Source organism: Aureimonas ureilytica, assembly GCF_001475935.1.
GTDB classification, from domain to species: Bacteria; Pseudomonadota; Alphaproteobacteria; order Rhizobiales; family Rhizobiaceae; genus Aureimonas; species Aureimonas ureilytica_A.
The window spans coordinates 31,958-53,382 of the sequence record NZ_LDQA01000027.1 but is presented as its reverse complement, the minus strand read 5'-3'; the positions used below and the strand labels follow the sequence as shown (position 1 = coordinate 53,382).

Here is a 21,425-nt window from a genome sequence, read left to right as displayed (position 1 = left end):
TCGACGCCGCGGTTCTTCATTTCGGTCATGACGCGGAGCCAGACCTTGGCGCCCTCGTTCGTCTCGATCCAAAGCCCGAGGATCTCTTTGGTGCCGTCGGCCCGAACCCCGAGCGCGACATGGACCGCCTTGTTCCGCACGAACCCTTCGTCGCGGATCTTTACGCGAAGCGCATCAAAGAACACGATCGGGTAGACTGGCTCGAGCGGGCGAGCCTGCCAGGTGGCGATCTCCTCCAGAACCGCGTCGGTCACCGCCGAGATCAGGTCGGGCGAGACGTCGATGCCGTAGAGTTCGTGCAGATGCCCGACGATCTCGCGGTTGCTCATGCCCCGCGCATACATCGAGATGACCTTCTCATCGAAGCCCGGAAACCGCCGTTGGTACTTGGCGATGAGTTGCGGATCGAAACTCGCCTGGCGATCGCGCGGCACGGAAAGATCCAACCGCCCCGTGTCGGTCGTCACCGTCTTCCTGCCATAGCCATTGCGGCTGTTGCCCGCTCCGCCATCGCCAGACAGATGATGATCCATCTCGGCGTTCAACGCCCGCTCCGCTAAGGCCTTCTTCAGATCGTCCAGAAGCCCGCCGGGATCAAACGCCGTCTTGGGATCGGCCCCGGACAGAAGCTGGTCCAGAAGCGCATCGGGAATGTGGGGTGCTTTGCATCGTACCATCGGGTCCATCCTATGGGTCCATTATGGCCGCTCCACACGAAATTCCTGACAGTCCCGAGGCCAGCCGAAAGGAGGATTTGCACAGCACTCAACGATTGAAACAAGCCGTCCGGCGGTTTTCCGGGCTCCTCGATCTCGCGCTCATGCTGGGAGACAAGCCACCGGCCTCGGATCGACGGTCTCGCTCGGGACCGTTCAGAGCATGCGTGTCAGCACGTCCCTCTCGCCCCCCGCATGCAGCACACGATGCTTGAGCGCGCCCGCCACATGAAGCGCGACACATGTGAGCAGAATGTAGGCGCTGTAGCGGTGCAACGTTTGAAAGAGGGGAAACAGCGCGTCGTTCTTCGGCAGGACCTCCGGCAGGCGCGAGACCACGAAGAACGGCACACCGTCGCTCTGTGTGAACACGCTCGACATGGCGTATCCGAACATCGGTGTAAGAAACGTCAGGGCGATCATCAGCCGTTGCGTCGCCATGGAAAGCTTGCGCTCCCACGGCCTCAGCTCATGCGCCTCGCGCGGCAGCCGTACGCGCTCGCGCCAGCGCACGACGAGATGCACCATCGCGAGCAGCCAGACGAGCAGGCCGAACTGCTTGTGATTGGGGTAGAGCCAGGCGGCTACGGCGTCGTCCTCCGCTCGTCCGGTCATGAACCAGCCGCAGGCGATGAGCCCGAGGATGAGAACCGCCCGCGACCAGTGCAGAACGCGAAGCGACAGCGGGTAGCGCAAGGCTGGGGCGGAAACGGGGTGAACCATGGGCGATCTCGTTTGCGGTCGGCGCGCCGACGGCGTGCGGCAGGGCCGCAGCAGAGCATCGCCGCGTCGCGTTGGCGTGCAGGATTCGTGGAGGTTCGGTGGACGCCGTTCGATGCACGACCTGCTCCCGCGAGGAATGCGGAGCGCCCTTATCGACGCACGCCGTGTCCGTGAACGCGTGTCATCCAGCCAACGCCTGCCCCGGCGGCGAACGTTGCGATGCTCGCCACGAGAATGACGGCCATGACCGCCCGGTCGAACGCGGCGAACGCCGCCTTCCTGAATCCGTCGGACAATCCGTCCGGCAACGCCGCGGCTGCGACGAGCGCTTCGTCGAGGCTGTCGAATGCCGTCGGCGCCACCACCAGTCCTTCTGGCACGGCCAGGGACCCGCCATAGACGGCGGTGAGGACGCTGCCGAGAACCGCGATGCCGATTGCACCGCCGAGCTCGAAGGACAGCTCCTCGATCGAGGCTGCCATGCCGGCCCGGTCGGCGGGCGCGCTCGACATGATGACGCCGGACGCAGCGGTCATCGTTGCGCCCAGCCCCGCTCCCAGAAGCACGAAGCCCGGCACCTGCCATGTCAGGTGCGCGTCGTAGGTCAGTCCCGACAACGCAAGGCCGAGGCCGGCAAGAAGCAGGCCGCCACAGAGAATGTTTGTCGCGCCCAGGCGCGGCGCCACGGCTCCTGCGATCGGGCCCGTCACGAAGGCAGCCAACGGGATCGGCAGCGTGAACAGGCCGGCCTCCAGCGGGCTCAAGCCCAGCACGAGTTGAAGACGCTGCGAGAGGACGAGCATGAAACCGATCAGCGCGAATGTCGCGACGAGAGCCGTCGCGACGCCCGCAGTGAAGTTGCGGTCCCGGAACAGGGAGAAGTCGATCAACTTGTGCCGGGCGCGATCCTGGCGCCGCTTGAAGAGGAGGAAGGCCACGACGCCGACAAAGACCGTCAGGAGGGCGTGCAACAGCGACGCGTCGCGTCGAGCTGCTTCCTTGACCGCGTAGGCGATGGCCACGAGTCCCACCAGCACCTGGAAGGAGCCGAGAAGATCCCAGGGGCGCGTGGACTGACCGGGACGCGACGGCATCAGCCAGGCGCCGAGTGCGAGGGCCAGCAAGACCACGGGAACGTTGATCAGGAACACCGATCCCCACCAGAGGCGTTCGAGCAGGAGGCCACCGACGACGGGTCCCAGCGCCGCGCCGCCGGATGCGACCGCCGCCCAGACACCGATCGCGAAGGAACGCTCCTGTTCGTTCTCAAAGGTCAGCCTGATAATCGAGAGCGTCGCGGGCATCATCGCGGCCGCTCCGACGGCAAGGAGTGCGCGGGCGCCGATCAGCACCACCGGCGTCGGCGCGAAAGCGGCCAGCAAGGACGCGACACCAAAGGCCGCCAAGCCTGACAGGAACAGGCGCTTGTGCCCGAGACGGTCCCCCAGCGTGCCGAGGCCCGGCAGGAGCCCGGCCATGACCAGCGGATAGGCGTTGACGACCCAGAGCTTCTCGGACGCGGTCGCCGACAGGTCCGCCGTCAGGCGCGGCAAGGCGGCGTAGAGGACGGTGACGTCGACGGTGATCAGAAGGAGGGCGCTGGACAGGATGGCCAGCACCAGCCAACGGCTTCCGGCAAGGGTCTCGGTCATGGATCGGGCTTTCGGAAACGGGACGGGAGCGGACACCGGGACGGCGTCACGTCGCTTGGGAAGCGATGGTCGAGTCGGCCGTCAGACGGTGCGGACGGGGGACGCGGCATCCCGGCGGGCGACACGATCGGGCGGACCGGACGTGGTCAGGGCGATTTCGAACAAGGCGCCACCTCCTGGCGCCGGGCGGTAGCGCAGGGTCCCCCCGTGCGCCTCGACGATGGCGCGCACCACCGAAAGGCCGAGGCCGTTGCCGCCGACCTCCCGGGAGCGCTCGAGATCCCCGCGCACGAAAGGGTCGAAGACGCGGGCCGCCAGTTCGGGAGTCAAGCCCGGGCCATGGTCGGCCACACCGAGAAGAACCGTACGCTCCGACACGCCGAGCGAGATCGTGATCGCGCCGCCAGCGCCATGCCGCCGCGCGTTGGTGACGAGTGCGAGAAGGGCCTGGCGGATGCGCGTCGCGTCGACTCGGACGATGACGTCGTGGAGATCGAGCCGAACCGGGAACCCGGCGGCCGCCAGGTCGGGTCCGGCGAACTCGGCCAGCTCGGCCACCACCACAGCAAGGTTCACATCCTCCCGGTGCAGGTCGAGATGTCCGCTGTCGGCCAGCGTCACGGTGCGCAGGTCCTCCACCAGCCGGGCCAGGCTGTCCACCTGTAGCACCAGCCCACGCAGCGACCGCTCGTCCGGCTCGAACACGCCGTCGATCATGCCCTGAAGACGGCCCTTGAGGATGGTCAGCGGCGTGCGCAGCTCGTGCGCGATCGTGGCGTTCCAGAGCGCCATGTCGGCAGCCATGTCCTGCAGGCGCTGGGCCATGGTGTTGAAGTCGTCGACCAGTTCCGCCGTTTCGCCGAGCGAGCGGTCGCCGGGCTCGGCGCGCGCCGACAGGTCGCCATCAGCGATGCGACGGGCGCTCAGGGCTAGCGTTTCCAGCGGCTCGAGGATGCGACGCGCGAGGCGAAGAGCGACGAAGACGGCGATCGGCAACGTCACCAGGATGGCTGCGCCGAGGATGGCAAGGTCCGTCAGCGTCAGCCCGCCGTCGTCCGACTCCAGACGAGGATAGAAGGCGATCATCACCGTGTAGGCGAGATAGGTCCCGAAAAAGACAATCAGGCCGGCGACCACGGTGATCGCGGACATGGCGAGGAGGATCTGGCGGCCGAGGCCGACGGGAAGCTTCATGGCTTCAGACCATCAGCCGGTAGCCAACGCCGCGCACGCCAGGCAGCAGACCCACACCACCAGACTGCTCCAGCTTCCGCCGCAGCTTGCTGAGATGACTGTCCACGGTGCGGTCGAGCGCGTCCGACCCCGGCAGGCAGGCGTCCACCAACTCGCTTCGCGTGAACACCTTGGTCGGGCTGCGCGCCATGTGGGCGAGAATGCGGAACTCGGTCAGCGTCAGTGCGAGCGGCGCCTCGCCGAGGCTCGCCTGATAGGCGTCGAGGTCGATCGACAGGTCCCCGACCCGAAGAACGCCCGCGGCGCTGGCAAGGCCCGACCGGCGGAGCACCGCCTTGGCACGCGCCACGACCTCGATCGGGTTGAAGGGCTTCACCACGTAGTCGTCCGCGCCAATGCGCAGTCCCTGCAACCGGTCGATATCCTTGTCGAGCGCGGTGATCATGATCGCAGGGGTCTGGCCCCGGCGGCGCAGCTCGGCCAGCACCTCCCATCCATCGAGACGCGGCATGGTGACGTCGAGGAGCACGAGGTCGGGCTTCAGCGCGAGATGGAGGTCGAGCGCGGTGCGGCCGTCGCGTGCCTGCACTGTGCGGAACCCCTCGCGGGTCAGGTAAGCGTCGAGGATCGCTGCGATCTCGTTGTCGTCCTCGGCGATCAGGACCAGGGATGTCATGGCGGTGGTTCTCCTTGGCATCGATGGATGCCACCGGCCGGTGCCGACGTCGAGCGCCCCGCGGCCGTCTCCACACAACCGCAACACGGGCTCCACGTGGGCTCGACGGAGAGGGAGGATGGAAGCGTGGTCGCACCGCCGCGACCTGCCCAATGCTCTGGACCTATAGTGATGCCAGCCCTGCGCCGTCTTTCGATCCGCGTCGCCCTCGCCACTGCCGCGCTGCTGCTCGGCGCCTGCACCAAGGGCGAGAGCGGCCCGGCTGAGGCCGAGGGGCCCGCCGATCCGCCGCCCCGCGTCGCGGTGCTCACCGTCGAGCCACGCCGCGTCGTCGTCACCGACGAGTTGCCCGGCCGCGTCTCGGCGCTGCGCACGGCCGAGATCCGCCCGCAGGTCTCCGGCATCGTCCAAAAGGTTCTCTTCACCGAAGGCTCGGAAGTGACAGCCGACCAGCCGCTCTTCCAGATCGATCCCGCTCCGCTCGTGGCCGATGTCGAGGCAGCAGAGGCGGTGCTGACCCGCGCGCAAGCCGACCTCCTCAATGCCGGGCTCAAGTACGACCGCATCCAGGCGCTGTCCGACGCGCGGACGGCCAGTGCCGCCACGCTCGGCGACGCGACGGCCGCGCTTGCTCAAGGCAAGGCGAACGTCGCCGAAGCCACGGCCACCCTGACGCGCCGCAAGCTGGAGCTTGCGCACGCGACCGTGCGCAGCCCCATTCCGGGGCGCATCGGCCAGGCGCTCACCACCGAGGGGGGCCTCGCCTCGGTCGGAGGCACGGCGGCCCTCGCCGTCGTCCAGCAGCTCGATCGCATCTATCTCGACGTGCGCCAACCCTCGATCCGCCGCGAGGCTTTGGAGGACATGGCGGCGAGCGGGCGCAGCGAGGACGCCGGCACGCTCGGCATCGACATCTTCACGATCGCGGGCAAGCCCTACGAGTTTCCCGGCGAGGTCCTGTTCTCCGACACGACGGTGGATCCTGGAACGGGCAGCCTCTCCCTCAGGGTCGAGGTGCCCAATCCCTATCGCCAGCTCCTGCCCGGCATGTACCTGCGCGCCCGGGTACCGAGCGCCGTCTATCCAGCCGCCCTGACCGTACCGCAGCAGGCGGTCACGCGCGATGCGTCCGGCAAGCCGCAACTGACCGTCCTGGCGTCCGACAACATGGCCGCGCCCCGCGCGGTCGAACTCGGGCCGCTGGTCGAACGACGCTACGTGATCCTGTCGGGCCTATCGGCCGGAGAGACCGTCGTGGTCGAGGGGCAGGACCGTGCAGGAGCCGGCCGTCCCGTCGCGCCCGTCCCCTACCAGCCCGCCGCTTCCCCGACCGAAGGCTGAGACCCTCCCGATGCCGCAATTCTTCATCGACCGGCCGGTTTTCGCCTGGGTCGTCGCGATCTTCATCACGCTCGCGGGCCTTGCCGCGATCCCGCAGCTTCCCGTCTCGCGCTTCCCCGCGATCGCGCCGCCGAGCGTCAGCATCAGCGCCAGCTACACGGGCGCCGGCCCGCAGACGGTCGCCGACAGCGTGGTCGCGCCGATCGAGCGCGAGCTCTCGGCGGTCAAGAACCTCCTTTACTTCGAGTCCTCCGCGGACGCGACGGGCAACGCCAGCATCACCGCGACCTTCAAGAGCGGCACGGACTCCGAACTCGCGCAGATCGACGTCCAGAACCGCCTGAAGGCCGTCGAGTCGCGCCTGCCGGAGCCCGTCCGCCGGGCCGGTCTCTCCGTCGAGTCCGCCTCGTCCGGCTTCCTGATGATCGTGACGCTGCGCTCCGAGGGCGGCAAGGTCGGGACGCTCGCGCTCGACGACTATCTCGCACGCAGCCTGTCGCCCGAACTGAAGCGCGTGGCGGGCGTCGGCCGGGTCCAGTCCTTCGGCTCGGAAGCGGCGATGCGAGTCTGGGTCGATCCGGCGCGTCTCGTCTCGTATTCTGTCTCGATGGCCGAGATCGTGCAGGCGATCCAGACGCAGAACGTGCAGGTCGCGCCGGGCCGGCTCGGCGAGGCGCCGACCGTTCCCGGCCAGGCCGTCAGCGTGCCCCTGACCCTCAGCGGCCAGTTGGAGACGCCGGACGCCTTTCGGGCCATCGTCCTGCGCTCCAACCCGGACGGCTCCAAGCTGACGCTCGGCGACGTGGCCGATGTGGCGGTCGGCCCCCAGACCATGGGCTTCTCGATCTTCGACGACGGCAAGCCGGCGACCGCCGCGGCGATCCAGCTTGCCCCCGGCGCCAATGCCGTCGCGACCTCGGAAGGCGTGCGTGCGCGCCTCGCCGAGCTCGCCCCCTCGATGCCGGGCGGCATCTCCTACGCCGTCTCCTACGACACCGCGCCCTTCGTGAAGCTCTCGATCGCCAAGGTCGTCCATACGCTCCTTGAGGCGATGGTGCTGGTCTTCCTGATCATGCTCCTTTTTCTCCAGAACGTGCGCTACACGCTGATCCCGACGATCGTCGCGCCCATCGCGCTCCTCGGCACGTTCGCGGTGATGTGGGCGATCGGCTACTCCGTGAACGTTCTCACCATGTTCGGCATGGTGCTGGCCATCGGCATCATCGTCGACGATGCGATCGTCGTGGTCGAGAACGTCGAGCGGTTGATGGCGACCGAAGGCCTGTCCCCGCGCGATGCGACGCGCCGCGCCATGCGCGAGATCACCGGCGCCGTCATCGGCATCACCCTCGTCCTCGTGGCGGTGTTCCTGCCGATGGGCTTCGCCACCGGATCGGTCGGCGCGATCTACCGCCAGTTCACGGTGTCTCTCGCCGTGTCGATCCTGTTCTCGGCCTTTCTCGCGCTCAGTCTGACGCCCGCGCTCTGCGTGACGATCCTGAAGCCCCTCGCCGCGCATCACGAACGCCGGGGCTTCTTCGCCCGGTTCAACCGCGGCTTCGACGCGCTGACGGTGCGCTATGTCGGGTGGGTCGGCTGGCTGGTAAAGCGCGGCTTGCGCGTCATGCTCGTCTACGGCGCGATCGTCGCGGCGCTCGCCTACGGTTTTGCCACTTTGCCCACGGCCTTCGTACCGGACGAGGACCAGGGTACGTTCATGACCTCCTTCAGCCTGCCGGCGGACGCCACGGCCGAGCGCACCCGAAAGCTCGTGGGGCGCTACGACGCCCACGTCATGGCGCGCCCCGACATCGCGGGGAACCTGTCGATCATGGGTTTCGGCTTCACCGGCTCGGGGCCCAACGCCGCCATGGCCTTCACGAGCCTCAAGGACTTCGACAAGCGCACCGGCAGCACCGACACCGAGATTGCCGCCGCGACGGACGCGATGCGGCAAGCCACCGAAGGCGATGTCCTCGTCATGAAGCCGCCCGCCATCGAAGAGCTCGGCACCACGGGGGGCTTCGCGCTTCGGCTCGTCGACCGCGCGGGCCGCGACATGGCGGAGCTGCGGGCGGCGTCCGAGACGTTGGTGGCGCAGGCTGCGAAGAACCCGAAGCTTGCCGACGTGCGCGTCGACGGCCTGCCCGGCGGCCCGACCGTGCGGCTCGACGTCGACCGCGAGAAGGCCGGGGCGCTCGGCCTGTCCTTCTCCGCCATCACCGACGCGCTCGGCGCCGCCATGGGATCGACCTATGTCAACGACTTTCCACGCGCCGGCCGCCTTCAGCAGGTCATCGTTCAGGCACGGGCGCAGGACCGGATGCAGGTCGAGGACGTCCTCAAGCTCAACGTGCGCAACGACAAGGGCGGGATGGTCCCCCTCTACGAAGTTGTGGCGCCCCGGTGGTCGGTCGCACCGCTCCAACTCAACCGCACCAACGGCTATCCCTCGCTCAGCATTTCCGGGGATGCCGCGCCGGGCGTATCGAGCGGCACGGCGATGCGTGAGATGGAGCGGCTTGCCGCAGAACTGCCCGGAGGGTTCGGCGTCGAATGGGTCGGCCAGTCGCTCCAAGAGCGCCAGTCCGGCTCGCAGGCGCCGATCCTCCTCGGCATCTCCTTCGTGGTCGTGTTCCTGGTGCTCGCCGCGCTCTACGAGAGTTGGGCCATCCCGCTGGCCGTCATGCTGGTCGTGCCGCTCGGGGTCGTCGGTGCGGTCGCGGCCGTGCACGTGCGGGGCCTGGAGAACGACGTGTTCTTCAAGGTCGGGCTCATCACCCTGATCGGCCTGTCGGCCAAGAACGCGGTGCTCATCGTCGAATTTGCCCGCCAGCTTCGGGGCGAGGGCCAGGGGCTCGTCGAAGCGGCACGGGAGGCGGCGCGGCTGCGCCTGCGCCCGATCGTGATGACCTCGCTCGCCTTCGCGCTCGGCATCGTGCCGCTGGTGATCGCCCGCGGCCCGAGTTCGGAAACGCAGAACGCGCTCGGCACCGGCCTCTTCGGCGGCATGATCTCGGCGACCGTTCTCGCCGTTCTGTTCGTGCCGGTGTTCTTCGTTCTCGTCATGCGTCTGGCCGAGCGCCGGTCGAAAGCCCCAGCGGAGGCGCGCCCGGCGCCGGCCGGTCTCTGATCTCAAACACTCGCGGGCGCCGGGCTCCACCCAAGGCCCGCCCATTCTTGCCAAGGAAACGTCCCATGATTGCCAAACCGGCACCCGGCCGCATCACCCTCGACATCGCGCAGGAGAGCGACCTGCCGCGCTTGCGCAAGGACCTTCAGGACGCTTTCGAGATCGCGGTCGTGGAAACCTTCGGATCGCTTGATGAGGGTTCGATCCCGTCCGACGAGGACGTGGCCGCCTCCTTCGCCGCGCCGAACGCCGTGGTCCACCGTATTCTCGAGGACGGCCGGTGGGTCGGCGGTGCGGTCGTCTCGATCGACGCCGAGACGCGGCACAACGCGCTCGACTTGTTCTATGTCGACGCGGGCGAGCTCGGCCGGGGCATCGGCCGCAGGGCTTGGAAAGCGATCGAATCCGCCTACCCGGACACCGAGGTCTGGACCACCCACACGCCGTACTTCGAGAAGCGCAACATCCACTTCTACGTCAACGTCTGCGGCTTCCACATTGTGGAGTACCATCATGCCGGTCACCCGGACCCGAACCGCCCGAACGAACCGGATCTGCCGGGCGGCGATGGAATGTTCCGCTTCGAGAAGCGGATGTAAGATGCCGGACCGGTCCGGACTCGTTCGCTTCTGGTCCTCCCAATCTGACAGCAGACAGACGGCTTTCCACGCCGTCCAGTCTCTGGCGGCTGAGGAAGCGGGCCAACCGCTATCGACGCCATGTCGTCATTCGAGGTGCCTAGGCCGCCAGTCTCGAAGCCGACGTCGAGCGCTCAACACGGCGATTTAGACGGTGTGCTGATGGAGCCGCCTCGCTCATTCCGATCCCATCATGGGAGGGCCCACCCGGATCGATCCCGAAGAGAAGCGCGACAGCCAAGGGATCACACATCACCAAGGGCAAACATCAGTTCAGGAGGGCTTGACCTCAACACGCCGAATAGAGAAGAGCCCGCCAAACTCCTGCCTTACGCCCCCGACTGTAGCCGCCTCGAGCACCGAGGCTTGCGTCCCCAATGGCTATTAGCAACGGAGCCGTTTCCCGAGCTTACTGCGGAAGAGGTTGATGCTGGGTGCTCGGATTGACGATCTCACGCGGATTTGCCGGGTAAGTCGCTCCACCGTACTGTGTGTTGTCGTTAGAGACCATGGTCCAAGACGAGAAGAAGGCCTCCACGGTCGTTCCGAATAATATGGCCAAGAGGTAGATCGTGCTAGCGCTTGCCCTGTTCTGTCCGGTCTCGTATTTCAGAATTTGCTGTGGTGTCACACCCAGATAGGCGGCGACGTGGTTCACAGGCTGTCGGCGAGCTGTTCGTAACTCCCGAATCCTGCGACCGATATTTCTGTCGATCTCCTCGCGCATTGCCCTTCTCCCTCTCCAAGGCCCTTCCGTCAAAAACACAAGAGTTCAACTGTACGTGGTCTTTCCATCTTATGGGGTGTCGGATCGACCGGATAACTGTCTAATGGCAGTGCTATGGGGAGCGTTACCCACGACGTGAGAGGTGCGCTCTGGTCCAGGCAGCCTCGGGGCTTTCCGCCGTTCCGACGCGATCGGTTTCCCTTGGAGTTTCCACCTCCTTCCGGGCGAATGTCTGCAGCTTTTCCTGTAGCTGCTGGACCGTTTGCGATTGACCCGTTCGGTCTGGCGAGGGCGTATCGCCCTGCGCGTCAGGCGAAAGAGCACGCGAGCGTTTGGGGTCGGTGATCTGGAAGAATGCCACCCCCTCGGCCAGACGTCCGGCCTCGGCCGACAGCTGGTGGGCCGTCGCGGCCATCTCGTTCGCCGCCCCAGCATTCGTCTGCGTGACCTGATCGAGTTGCTGGATCGCCTGGTTGATCTGCTCGATGCCGACCGCTTGCTCCCGGCACGCTGCGGAAATCTCCGATACCAGTTCGGCTGTGCGCTGGATATCAGGCACGAGATCGTTGAACATACGCCCCGCATCCTGCGCGACCTTCAGCGTCTCTCCCGAAAGCTCGCTGATTTCTGCGGCCGCCGTTTGGCTTCGCTCGGCCAGCTTTCGCACTTCCGAAGCGACCACCGCAAAGCCCTTGCCATGCGCCCCGGCGCGCGCGGCCTCGATCGCAGCATTGAGCGCCAGGAGATCGGTCTGTCGCGCGATCTCTTGGACGACGCGCACCTTCTCCGCGATCGTTGCCATCGCTTGAAGAGAACCCGCGATAGCCTCGCGGCTCTTCTGCGCACTGACGGCCGAGATTTTGGCCATCTTCTCCGTCTGCGAGGCGTTCTCCGCGTTTTGGCGGACATTGGCCGTCATCTCTTCGACGGCAGCGGAAGCCTGTTCTGACGCTGCGGCCTGTTCCGTGGAGCCGGATGAGAGTTGTTCGGCGGTCGCTGCAGATTGGGTCGAACCGGCTGCAACCTGGGCGGCTGATAGGCGGATATCGCTGACGATGCCAGACAGATGTTCGCTCATACTGTTCATCGAGTGTAAGAGTTCGCCGACCTCGTCGGAACTCCGTACGGCGACGCTCTGAGAAATGTCGCCGGATCGGATCGCTTCGGACAGGTTCACGGCGCGCCGCATCCCGCGACTCATCGATAGCGACATCCAGACCGCCGCTGCCCCACCCATCAGCAGCGCCGCAAGAACGAGCGACGCGAGCACCAGACGGGTCGAGAGGTAACTCTCATCAATCCCGTCGCGCATGGCCTGCGCCTTCTTCCCTTCGGCCGCAATCAAATCCTGCAGGGTGCGAACCAAAGCCAGCGTTTTGGGTCGCACCTGATTGATCGCGATATCGATGGCCTTGGCATCCGTATTGGATGCACCGAGATCAAAAATCGTCTTCACTACCGGAACGATAGCGGACCATCGATCCATCACCGCGCGAACTTGCGAGGCGGAGGACTCGCTCGATACCGTTGCCGCCACGGTTCTCAAATCCCTGTCGAGACCTTGCAGCGTGGCCTCGAACTCGGTCCGAAGCTCTTGGATACGTTCCTCCTTCGTTTCCGCAATAACGGAGACCATAAGAAACCGCAGATGTTCGAACGTGGGATGAAGATTGGACAGCACGGTGCGAGCCGTCGGATCGAGCTCCTGAATGGGGGCCACGCTCTCCAGCTTGTCGATCGCCTCCGCCATCTCGTCTCCCATCGGGCGGCCCTTCTTGGCTTCCCAATCGAGAGCGCTGACGATGGTATTCTGCTTCGACAATTCGACAGCCGCTTGCGCGCTCGCCCACCAGTCGTTCAAAGCCAGGATGGCTTGATCGGCCCGCTGGGTTTCTTCGTTCGCCATCTCGCCAAGCTGGTGGCGGTACGACGTGAGGATCGGGGCGATTGCATCCATCGCCTCCTTGATCGCATTTTCGCGATCGTTCTTAAGGGACACGTCGCCCACCATCATCAAAGCGTTCAAGCTTCGCCCCATGCCCTGCATGAGCTGCGCAGCATCTCCCAGTCTCAGAGCTGTTTCATAAGGTCCCGCGGCGAATTGTTTCATCGCATCGTTCGCAGAACCCAAGCGAGAAATCCCGATATATCCAGAAAAACCCAGCATCGACAGAACTGCAGCAAAAGAAATACCGATCTTTGCTTTTACGGATACGCGCATAACACCCTCAATTGACTTCGTTTGTAATGATGATGCGGATGCCCCGAATTCATGATGCAAAAACATCGTTTTTTCGTACACAGCAATAATACCTAGCGTACCTTCGATTTTCAGGCTGCTGGTTAAAAGGCCGTCAACAGGAATAATAACATATATATATTCGTAAAACTCCGATATCTCTGGTTTTTATGCGAGTATTATTTGATTTTGGCGTGGTGCGAAAAAATAGAACGCGAGAAGGTCACGCTCGAAGACAATCGTCGCCAAGCAAGGTGTTTAAGATCTGTGAAGACGAGACATCAGCTCAGGAGCGCTCGACCTCGACACGCCGAAGCGAGACGACCCGTCAACAAACGCCGTCGACAATCATTCCGACCTGATCATCCTGCGCGGTATGAATGTTCTTTCTGGCTGAACCCGGACGATGCCGCCTGACGCACCGATTTTGCCGCCCGATACGTTGCCGCCCTTCGGCCTCTCCCTTATTCTACGAGGTGAAACTATATTCACTAGGAGGAATTTCGTGACGGCGTTTCGAACCGAATTCGAGGTCCAGTGGGGAGACTGCGATGCGGCGGGCATCGTGTTCTACCCCAACTACTTCTACTGGATGGACTCGACCTTCCAGCGGTTGCTCGCCTCGCGGGGCCTCGGGCAGCGCGAGTTGCAGGCGCGCTTCGGCGCGGTGACGCCTCTCGTGGATGTCGGTCTCGCCTTCAAATCGCCGGTGACCTTCGGCCAGATCCTCACGATCGACGTTACCCTGAGCGAGTGGCAGGAACGCCGATTGCGGCTAGATTACCGGATCGAATGCGAAGGGCGCCTGGCAGCCGAAGGTCACGAGGTGCGAGCCTGGGCGCTGACGGTGGGCGAGAAGCTCAAGGGTGCCCCCGTACCGGACGAGTTCAGGAAGATGCTGACATGAAAGACGACATCGAGGCCGCCACCGACCAGCACGCGCGCGGTGGCATCCAGGCGCTCGACACCGCTCTCCTCGTGCTGAAGGGCCTGGCGATGTTCGACGGGCCGGTGACGCTGACGGACCTCGCGCGCGCCGTCGGTATGCCATCCAGCAAGATCCATCGCTATCTCGCGAGCTTCATCCATGCCGGGTTCGCGCAGCAGACGGAGCGGTCCGGTCGCTACCAGCTCGGCCCCTTCGCCGCCGCCATGGGGGTCGCGGCGCTGAGCCAGAGCGATTTCGTCAATCAGGCCGCCGACGCATTGCCGGACCTCGGCGAGCGCACGGGTCTCACCGCCCTCCTCTCGGTCTGGTCGCGCCAGGGCGCGATGGTCGTGCGTTGGTACCGGGCACCGAGCCCGCTGGTCACATCCTTCGGTCTCGGCAGTTCGCTGCCGCTCCTGACCTCGGCGAGCGGGCGTGTCTTCCTCGCCTATCTGCCGACGCGGATGACGGAAGCGCGTACGGCCCTCGAAATGGAACACGCGCACGAGACGGGCGCTTCGTGGCCGGGGCTTCAGCTGACGGGCGCGGGAATCGAGGCGCTGGTCGCCGACATACGGGAGAAGGGGTTCGCCTCTGTGGATGGTCAGTTCGTGCCGGGCCTGCGGGCCGTCGCCGCGCCCATCCTGAACTGGCAGGGCGAGGCCGAGGCGGCGGTGACGCTCATCTCGACGTCGGACAGCGTGCTGCGACCCGACGGGGCCGCCGTGCAGGCGCTCGGCGACTTCGTCCGGAGCCTATCGAGCCAGAAGGTCTGGGCACCCGACAAGGCGTAGCGCCTCGCCGCGCAAGGCGGCGGGCATATCGGCCGCGCGGCCGCCCGACCGAAGCGCCACCGCGCCGTGCCAGAGCGTCGCCGCGCGGCGCCGGGGCATATCGGCCACGGCCAGCCGTTGCCCGGCCGCGTCGCTGACGACCGCGCCCCAGTGCGCGTTTCCGGCATCCCGCCATTCCACGTCGAGATGAATAGCCGCGTGTTCGACAAGGTGGCGCAGGGCTTGGGCGGGAAGCGTCGCGGCGAGACGGATGTCGGCCAGCGGCGGCTCCAACAGGACGAGCCCCTCCTCCTCGGCGGGCGGCAGACCGCGTACGGAGCCAACGGCTTCGGCGAGCCGCCGCGCCTCCAGCGCGACGGCGGCGATGACATGCCGCCGCGACCAGCCGGCGATCGCGGATGGGGCCTCGAGCTCCGGATCGGCGAGATGGCTGAGCATCCGCGCGAAGTAGGCCGTGCCGAGCCGCGCCCACGACAGCGCCTCGGCTGGCGCGGCGGTCGCATCGTAGCGCGCCCCCGCGCCCTGCCGGGCGCGAAGCGCCTCGCGCGCTTCGTCCAGCGCGGCGCTCACGACGCCTCGCCGACGATCAGCGTGCGCGCGAAGTCGAGGCGCTCGACGATCGGCGCGTCCGAGAAGCGGAAGAGGTCGAACTGCGTCTCGGCCTCCAGCGACCACGGCACCCAGGAGGGGATGACGAAGATGTCGCCGATGTCGAGCATATGGCGCGTGCCGCCGATCACCGCTGCCCCGCGCCCTTCGAAGACCTGAAAGACGCTGGCGCCGACCTCGTGGCGCGTGGGCGTCTGCGTTCCCTCTCGAAGTCGGTGGAACTCGCAGCGGATCGTCGACATGACGTCGCCGCCCGTCGTCGGATTGACGTAGCGGATCGCCGCGTGGCCCTGCTCCACCGTCGCGGGTTGTCCCTCCTCCTCCAGAAGGAGCTGCTCGGTGAGGGCCCGATCGGTGTGTTCCCAGCGATAGGCGGCGAGCGGCGAGCTCGGCGTGTTGCGCAGGCCCGAGAGCGGACGCAGCCCCGGATGCGCCCAGAGCCGCTCCCCACGCGAGAAGCGGGGCGTCGCGTAGTCCGTCACGCGCTCGGAGCCGAATTCGAAGAAGCCGGTGTCGTTCTGGTAGACGAAGGGGATGTCGAGCCCGTCGAGCCAGGCCATGGGCTGGTCGGTGTCGTTATGGTGGCCGTGGAAGTGCCAGCCGGGCGTCAGCAGAAGGTCTCCACGGCTCATGCGAACGGGGTCGCCGTTGACGACCGTCCAGACCCCCTCGCCTTCCACGACGAAGCGGAAGGCGTTCTGCGAATGCCGGTGTTCGGGCGCGGTCTCGCGGGGGCCAAGATACTGGACCGCGCACCACAGGGTCGGTGTGATGTAGGTGTTGCCGCCCAGGCCCGGATTGGCGAGCCCCAGGGCCCGGCGCTCGCCCCCCCGGCCGACCGGCACGAGGTCGCCCGACCGGCGCGCCAGCGGGATGAGGTCCGCCCATTTCCACAGGTGCGGGACGGCGCGCGGCGTTGGCGTCTTCGGCATCAGGTTGCCGATCTGCGTCCAGAGCGGCTTGATATGCTGGTCTTCCATGCGCGCGTAGAGTTCGCGCAGCGCCGCGGTGTCCTCCGGCTGGCCCGAATGGGGCTGAGGCGCCGGCTGCGTAGGATTTTGAAGCATCGCGTCCTCCTGGGATTCTGTGTGATCAGGCGGCGTCGGGCTGGCGGTCGGGCGCGGCATCGCGGAAGGCCGCGATCGCATCGAGGCGTCGGAAAATGCCGTCGATCACCGGCCAGCGGCTGGTATCGATGGAGAAGCGGCGATTGTTCCAGGCCTGCGCGTAGAGGCAGATGTCGGCAAGGCCGGGCGTATCGCCGTGGCAGAAGGCGCCGGTCTCGGGGTCGCGCGCGAGGCTGGTTTCGATGGCGTCGAAGCTCGTCGTCACCCAATGTTCGAACCATCGCGCCTGCGCGGCCTCGTCGGCGCCGAAAGTCTGGCCGAGATGCTGCAGGACACGCAGATTGTTGAGCGGGTGGATTTCGCAGGCGATCGTCTGGGCCAGCGCGCGCACGCGTGCCCGCCCATAGGCGTCGGCAGGCAGGAGGGGCGGCGCCGGATGGGTCTCGTCCAGCCACTCGATGATGGCGAGAGACTGGGTGAGGACGCGCCCGTCCTCCAGCTCCAGCGCCGGCACGAGTGCGGCGGGGTTGAGGTCGAGGAAGGGCTTGCGGCGCGTCTCGCCGTTGCGCAGCACATAGGGCACGTAGTCGAACGGCACGCTCTTCAACCGCAGCGCCACGCGCACCCGCGTCGAACTCGACGAGCGGAAGAAGTTGTGGAGCTTCAGCGTCATGACGGTTCTCCGATCCGCGTCGTGATCGCGCCGAGGCCTTCGATCTCGATCTCGCAGCGATCGCCGGGCTTCAGCGGGCCGACGCCCGCGGGCGTGCCGGTCATGACGAGATCGCCCGGTTTCAGCTCCATGGAGCGCGACAGGATGGCGATGATCTCCGGCACGGACCAGATGAGCTCCGAGAGATCGGCGTCCTGCTTGGTCTCGCCGTTGACCGAAAGGTGGATGCGTCCCGTCGCGGGGTGGCCAACCTCGGAAACGGGCCGCAATGGGCCGACGACGGCCGAGCGGTCGAAGGCCTTGCCCCAATCCCAGGGGCGGCCCTGCTCGCGCGCCTGAAGCTGCAGGTCGCGCCGCGTCAGGTCGTTGCCGACCGCATAGCCCCAGACATGATCCAAGGCGCGGGCTTCGTCGATGTCGCGGCCGCCCTCGCCGATCGCGACCACGAGTTCGGCCTCGTAGTGGAAGTTCGCGGTCTCGGGCGGATAGGCCACGGTCTCGCCGTCGCCGACCACCGCGTCGGCGGGTTTGGTGAAGAAGAAGGGCGGCTCGCGGTCGGGATCGCGCCCCATCTCACGCGCGTGGGCGGCGTAGTTGCGCCCGACGCAGAAGATGCGGCGCACGGGGAAGCGGGCCTCCGAACCGGCAACGGCGACGCTCGGCTGCGGCGGAGCGGGAACGACGTAGGTCATGGCGGGCATACCTTTCGGGATCAGTCTCGGCCGGCTTCGACGAGCTTCTGGGCCAGGAGCTCGGGCGCGGTATGGAAGGTCGAGTGGCTTCCCGGCATCGAGACGAGGCGGAAAAGCCCGAGACGCTCCGAGAGGCGGGGATGGAACGGGTAGGATTGCGGCAGGCCCGTCTCCTCCGTGCAATGGAGGTAGCTCTTGCCGCAGTCGAAGGCGGCCGGATCGCGCGACAGGCGGATCGGGTCGGCCATGGTCAGGAAGGGCTGCGGATTGAGGCTCGCGTGCAGCGCCTCGGCCTGTTCCAGCGACCCGTCGTTGATGAAGGCCTCGCGGAAGATCGGGAAGGGAAACACGATCTCGTTGGCCGGCTCCGCGAGTTGGCGGAAGAGGTCGCGGTAGTGCGGCGGGCAGAGGTCGAGAAGGCTTTCTCCGTCAATCGGCACGAAGGCGCCGTAATAGACGAGGCGGCGGATACGGGCCGCGCCGAGCCGGTCGAAGGCGCCGGAAATGACCATGCCGCCCCAGCTGTGGCCGACAAGCACGGCGTCCTCGATCGCGTGCTCGTCGAAGTAGGCGACGAGCGAGGCGATGGCGTCCTCCAGCCGCGTGGTGCGGCGGTCGTCGCCCTCGCGGTTGCCCTGGATCGTCGGGCAGTGAACCTCGTGCCCCTTGGCTCGCAGGCTGGCGGCCGTGACTTCGAAATGGCTGCCATCGTGGCAGGCGCCGTGAACGAGGACGAACCTCATGCTGCACCCTCCATGCCGGATTCGTTTCGGGGAAGCGGGCGGCTCTTGAGCGCCTGGCGGTCGATCTTGCCCGTGCCGGTCTTCGGCAATTCGGAGACGAACTCGACGATGCGCGGATACTTGTAGGGCATCAGCACCGTGCGGACGTGGTTCTGCAGCTTGACCGTCTGCGCGGGGCTTTCCGATCGGCTGTCGCGCAGTCGGATGAAGGCGCGCAGCGTGAGCCGGCGGTCCTCCAGTTCCTGTCCCATGACAGCGCATTCGTGCACGTCGGGATGCTCGTTGAGGCAGCGCTCCACTTCGAGCGGCCACACCCACTGGCCCGAGACCTTGATGAGTTCGTCGGCGCGGCCCTGGAAATAGTAGGTGCCGTCCCGCTCGATGAAGCGGTCGCCCGTGTAGAGCCACTCGCCGCGCATGGTCTCGCGCGTCTTGTCGGGGCGGTTCCAGTACGTGGGGGCCGAGGAATGGCCGCGCACGAACATCACGCCCTCCTCGCCGGGGGCGACGGGACCGCCATCGGGCGTTTCCAGCTTGATCTCGTAACCCGGCACGCGTGCGCCCGCCGCGCCGATGCGATGGTCGTCCAGGCTGTTGGAGAGATAGATGTGCAACATCTCCGTCGAGCCGAGCCCCTCGGTCGGCCCGTGCCCGACCAGCCGCTTCCACGCGGCGTAGATGTCGTCGGAAAGGACTTCGGCCGCCGACATCGACTGCCGGAGGGACGAGAGGTCCCGGTTCTCGACGCCGGGGGCGCGGGCCAGCGCGGTGTAAAGCGTCGGCAGGCCGAAGAGGACCGTGGGACGGAAGGCTTCGATCGTATCGAGCACTGCGTCGGCGCGGGGCTGGCCCGGCATCAGGAGCGTCGTCGCGCCGATCGAGAACGGGAAGGTGAAGGCGTTGCCGAAGCCGTAGGCGAAATAGATCTTCGGCACGGAGAAGCAGATGTCGTCTGGCTGCAACTTCAGGACATGCCGCCCGAACGATGCGTCGGTATAGGCCATGTCGTGGTGGAGGTGGACGATGCCTTTGGGTCGGCCCGTCGAGCCCGAGGAATACATCCAGAAGGCCATGTCGTCCGGCCCGGTGTCGGCGCAGTCGAGAACCGTCTCCATGCCGGCGAGGAAGCCCTCGGCGCTCTCATGTCCGGCATGAGCCGGGGCACCGTTGACGATCACCACCCGTTCGACGGCGGTCCCCTCGAGCCCATCGGGACCGAACTGGGCGGCAAGCGAGGCTTCGCAGAGCGCGATCCGCGCGCCCGTGTCCTTCAGGAAGAAGTTGAGCGTGTCCTGATTTGTCTGGGTGTTCAAAAGCACCGGCACGAAGCCGGCGCGCACCGCGCCGAAGAAGGCGGCCGGGTAGACCGGCGTGTCGTCGAGGAAGAACGGGATCCGCTCGCCGCGCCTCAGACCGGCGCCCTGAAAGGCCCGGCCCCAACGGGCGGCTTCGGCGATCAGCTCCCGATAGGTGAAGCTCCCGCCGGGGCCGACAAGCGCGGTTTTCTCCGGGTTTCGGGCGAGGTTGTCCCACAGGATGGCCGAGCAGTTGGGATGGCGCGTCTTGTCGTAGCCGATCTCCTCGCAGGCCGAGGTGCGCACCGGCACCGGGTCTCTGATCGGAGCGGCGGCGGGCCGGTTTTCCCAGGCCTCGATGAATTTCGGCGACAGGGCGCGCAGCCGCTCGATGTCGATGCGACCCGACCGTGTGACGTAGTCGAAGGCGAAGTCGAGCGGGGGCAACGCCAGCTTCTGGGCGAAGTGCTCGTACCAGGTGGCGGATGTGTTGGCGGCATCGACGATCTTGCGGGCGATCGGCATACGAACGGCCTGATAGTCCGCCAGCGCGGCGTCGAGGTCGTCATGGCGGGCCAGCGCGCCGACAAGCGCGATCGCATCCTCCATGGCGAGACGGGTGCCCGAGCCGATGGAAAAATGCGCGGTGTGCGCGGCATCACCCAGGATGACATGCCGCCCGGAAGCCCAGGCCCCGCACCAGAGCTTGGGGAAGCGCCGCCAGACGGACTTGTTGGTGATGAGCCGCGCGCCGCCCAGCGTCTCGGCAAAAATCTCCGCGCAAAGCTCGGCGCTCTCGCCTTCGCTCAGCGAGGCGAAGCCATACGCCTCGAAGGTGGTGTCGTCGCATTCGACGATGAAGGTGCTGCGGTTCGGCGCGAAGCGGTAGTGATGGGCGTTCAGCGCGCCCTTCTCGGTCCGCACGAACGTCTGGGTCAGCGTGTCGAAGGCGCGGTCAGCACCGAACCAGGCGAAATGATTGGTGAAGTGGTCGAGCTCGGGCGCGAAGGCGTCGGGCAGCGCGCGCCGGACGAGGGAGTTCAGCCCGTCGGCTCCGACGATCAGCTCCGCGTCGAGTTCGTCCAGCGAGGCGACGGCGTGCGAGAACCGCAGCTCGACGCCCAATTCCTCAGCCCGGGCGCGTAGGATTTCGATCAGTTCCAGCCGTCCGACGGCGGCGAAGCCGATTCCGTCGAGGGTCACCTCTCCGTCGGGATGCGCCAGCGTCATGTTCCGCCAACGCTCCATGCGCGGCACGACGAGATCGAAGGTCTCCGGATCGTCCGCCTTCAGGAAATCGAGCGCCTGGTCTGAAAACACGACCCCGAAGCCGAACGTCGCGCCTTCGGGGTTCTGCTCGAAGACCCGCACGCGCGCCGCAGGCACGAGGCGGCGCAACAGGATCGCCGTGTAGAGCCCAGCCGGGCCCGCTCCGATGATGTCGACCGAACGAACAGCGGACATCCCAACCTCCCAAATTATCTCCCTGCTCTTTCATCCCCTATTATTCTACTCAGTGCAACAAATTTATCTCTGTGAAACATGAAGCCGAGTTGCCTGCGCGTCGGAGGCGAACGAAGGGTTT

At 66.4% G+C, this 21,425-nt stretch carries 18 protein-coding genes; 5 read left to right on the top strand and 13 right to left on the bottom strand.

Annotated features, from left to right (window positions below; all coding sequences use genetic code 11):
- From NS365_RS12465 to NS365_RS12445, 5 genes are all read right to left on the bottom strand, one after another.
- Positions 1–677 (bottom strand): IS256 family transposase (locus tag NS365_RS12465; RefSeq protein ID WP_153003749.1); only part of this gene is annotated, 677 nt, incomplete at its 3' end.
- Positions 678–872: 195 nt separating this feature from the next.
- A complete protein-coding gene (locus tag NS365_RS12460; RefSeq protein ID WP_058600616.1) occupies positions 873–1,439 on the bottom strand; it encodes a cytochrome b in 567 nt (188 codons plus the stop codon).
- 149 nt (positions 1,440–1,588) lie between these two features.
- Positions 1,589–3,058, bottom strand: a complete 1,470-nt coding sequence (locus NS365_RS12455; protein ID WP_244498439.1) for an MFS transporter — start codon at positions 3,056–3,058, stop codon at positions 1,589–1,591.
- A 114-nt stretch (positions 3,059–3,172) separates the two neighbouring features.
- Positions 3,173–4,285: an ATP-binding protein gene (locus NS365_RS12450; protein ID WP_058600614.1), complete on the bottom strand. Its 1,113-nt coding sequence runs from the start codon at positions 4,283–4,285 to the stop codon at positions 3,173–3,175.
- 4 nt (positions 4,286–4,289) lie between these two features.
- Positions 4,290–4,961 carry a response regulator gene (locus tag NS365_RS12445; protein WP_058600613.1) on the bottom strand — a complete coding sequence of 224 codons (672 nt, stop codon included), beginning with the start codon at positions 4,959–4,961 and terminating at the stop codon, positions 4,290–4,292.
- 171 nt (positions 4,962–5,132) lie between these two features.
- Here NS365_RS12445 and NS365_RS12440 point away from each other — a divergent pair, with 171 nt between their 5' ends.
- The 3 genes from NS365_RS12440 (at position 5,133) to NS365_RS12430 (ending at position 10,034) form a co-directional block, all read left to right on the top strand.
- Positions 5,133–6,302: an efflux RND transporter periplasmic adaptor subunit gene (locus NS365_RS12440; RefSeq protein WP_058600612.1), complete on the top strand. Its 1,170-nt coding sequence runs from the start codon at positions 5,133–5,135 to the stop codon at positions 6,300–6,302.
- A 10-nt stretch (positions 6,303–6,312) separates the two neighbouring features.
- The gene (locus tag NS365_RS12435; protein ID WP_058600611.1) at positions 6,313–9,435 is read left to right on the top strand and encodes a multidrug efflux RND transporter permease subunit; all 3,123 of its coding nucleotides are present in this window, start codon (positions 6,313–6,315) and stop codon (positions 9,433–9,435) included.
- Between the two features lie 65 nt (positions 9,436–9,500).
- Positions 9,501–10,034: a GNAT family N-acetyltransferase gene (locus NS365_RS12430; RefSeq protein ID WP_058600610.1), complete on the top strand. Its 534-nt coding sequence runs from the start codon at positions 9,501–9,503 to the stop codon at positions 10,032–10,034.
- A gap of 448 nt (positions 10,035–10,482) precedes the next feature.
- On the opposite strand, the gene NS365_RS12425 is transcribed toward NS365_RS12430, so the two are convergent.
- A complete protein-coding gene (locus tag NS365_RS12425; RefSeq protein WP_058600609.1) occupies positions 10,483–10,800 on the bottom strand; it encodes a helix-turn-helix domain-containing protein in 318 nt (105 codons plus the stop codon).
- A gap of 124 nt (positions 10,801–10,924) precedes the next feature.
- Positions 10,925–13,087 (bottom strand): HAMP domain-containing methyl-accepting chemotaxis protein, encoded by a 2,163-nt coding sequence (locus NS365_RS12420; protein ID WP_082684580.1) that lies wholly within the window; start codon positions 13,085–13,087, stop codon positions 10,925–10,927.
- A gap of 457 nt (positions 13,088–13,544) precedes the next feature.
- On the opposite strand from NS365_RS12420, the gene NS365_RS12415 reads away from it, so the two are divergent.
- Positions 13,545–13,946: an acyl-CoA thioesterase gene (locus NS365_RS12415; protein WP_058600607.1), complete on the top strand. Its 402-nt coding sequence runs from the start codon at positions 13,545–13,547 to the stop codon at positions 13,944–13,946.
- Complete coding sequence (locus NS365_RS12410) at positions 13,943–14,761, top strand: IclR family transcriptional regulator (RefSeq protein WP_058600606.1); 819 nt, start codon at positions 13,943–13,945, stop codon at positions 14,759–14,761. Before NS365_RS12415 ends, NS365_RS12410 begins: the two co-directional genes overlap by 4 nt.
- Here NS365_RS12410 and NS365_RS12405 read toward each other — a convergent pair.
- From NS365_RS12405 to NS365_RS25205, 6 genes are read right to left on the bottom strand one after another with little or no spacing between them, the layout of a single operon-like run.
- Complete coding sequence (locus tag NS365_RS12405) at positions 14,723–15,331, bottom strand: maleylpyruvate isomerase N-terminal domain-containing protein (RefSeq protein ID WP_244498438.1); 609 nt, start codon at positions 15,329–15,331, stop codon at positions 14,723–14,725. The two genes, NS365_RS12410 and NS365_RS12405, sit on opposite strands and share 39 nt — an antisense overlap.
- Positions 15,328–16,437, bottom strand: a complete 1,110-nt coding sequence (locus NS365_RS12400) for a cupin domain-containing protein (RefSeq protein ID WP_058600622.1) — start codon at positions 16,435–16,437, stop codon at positions 15,328–15,330. Before NS365_RS12400 ends, NS365_RS12405 begins: the two co-directional genes overlap by 4 nt.
- A 25-nt stretch (positions 16,438–16,462) precedes the next feature.
- Positions 16,463–17,110 carry a maleylacetoacetate isomerase gene (gene maiA / locus NS365_RS12395; protein WP_058600605.1) on the bottom strand — a complete coding sequence of 216 codons (648 nt, stop codon included), beginning with the start codon at positions 17,108–17,110 and terminating at the stop codon, positions 16,463–16,465.
- Positions 17,107–17,802, bottom strand: coding sequence for a fumarylacetoacetate hydrolase family protein (locus tag NS365_RS12390; RefSeq protein ID WP_058600621.1), 696 nt, complete (start codon positions 17,800–17,802; stop codon positions 17,107–17,109). The genes maiA and NS365_RS12390 overlap by 4 nt, the downstream gene beginning before the upstream one ends.
- Before the next feature lie 20 nt (positions 17,803–17,822).
- Entirely contained in the window at positions 17,823–18,545 is a 723-nt protein-coding gene (locus NS365_RS12385; protein ID WP_058600604.1) for an alpha/beta fold hydrolase, read from the bottom strand.
- Positions 18,542–21,304, bottom strand: a complete 2,763-nt coding sequence (locus tag NS365_RS25205; RefSeq protein ID WP_058600603.1) for a benzoate-CoA ligase family protein — start codon at positions 21,302–21,304, stop codon at positions 18,542–18,544. Before NS365_RS25205 ends, NS365_RS12385 begins: the two co-directional genes overlap by 4 nt.
- Between the last annotated feature and the right edge of the window lie 121 nt (positions 21,305–21,425).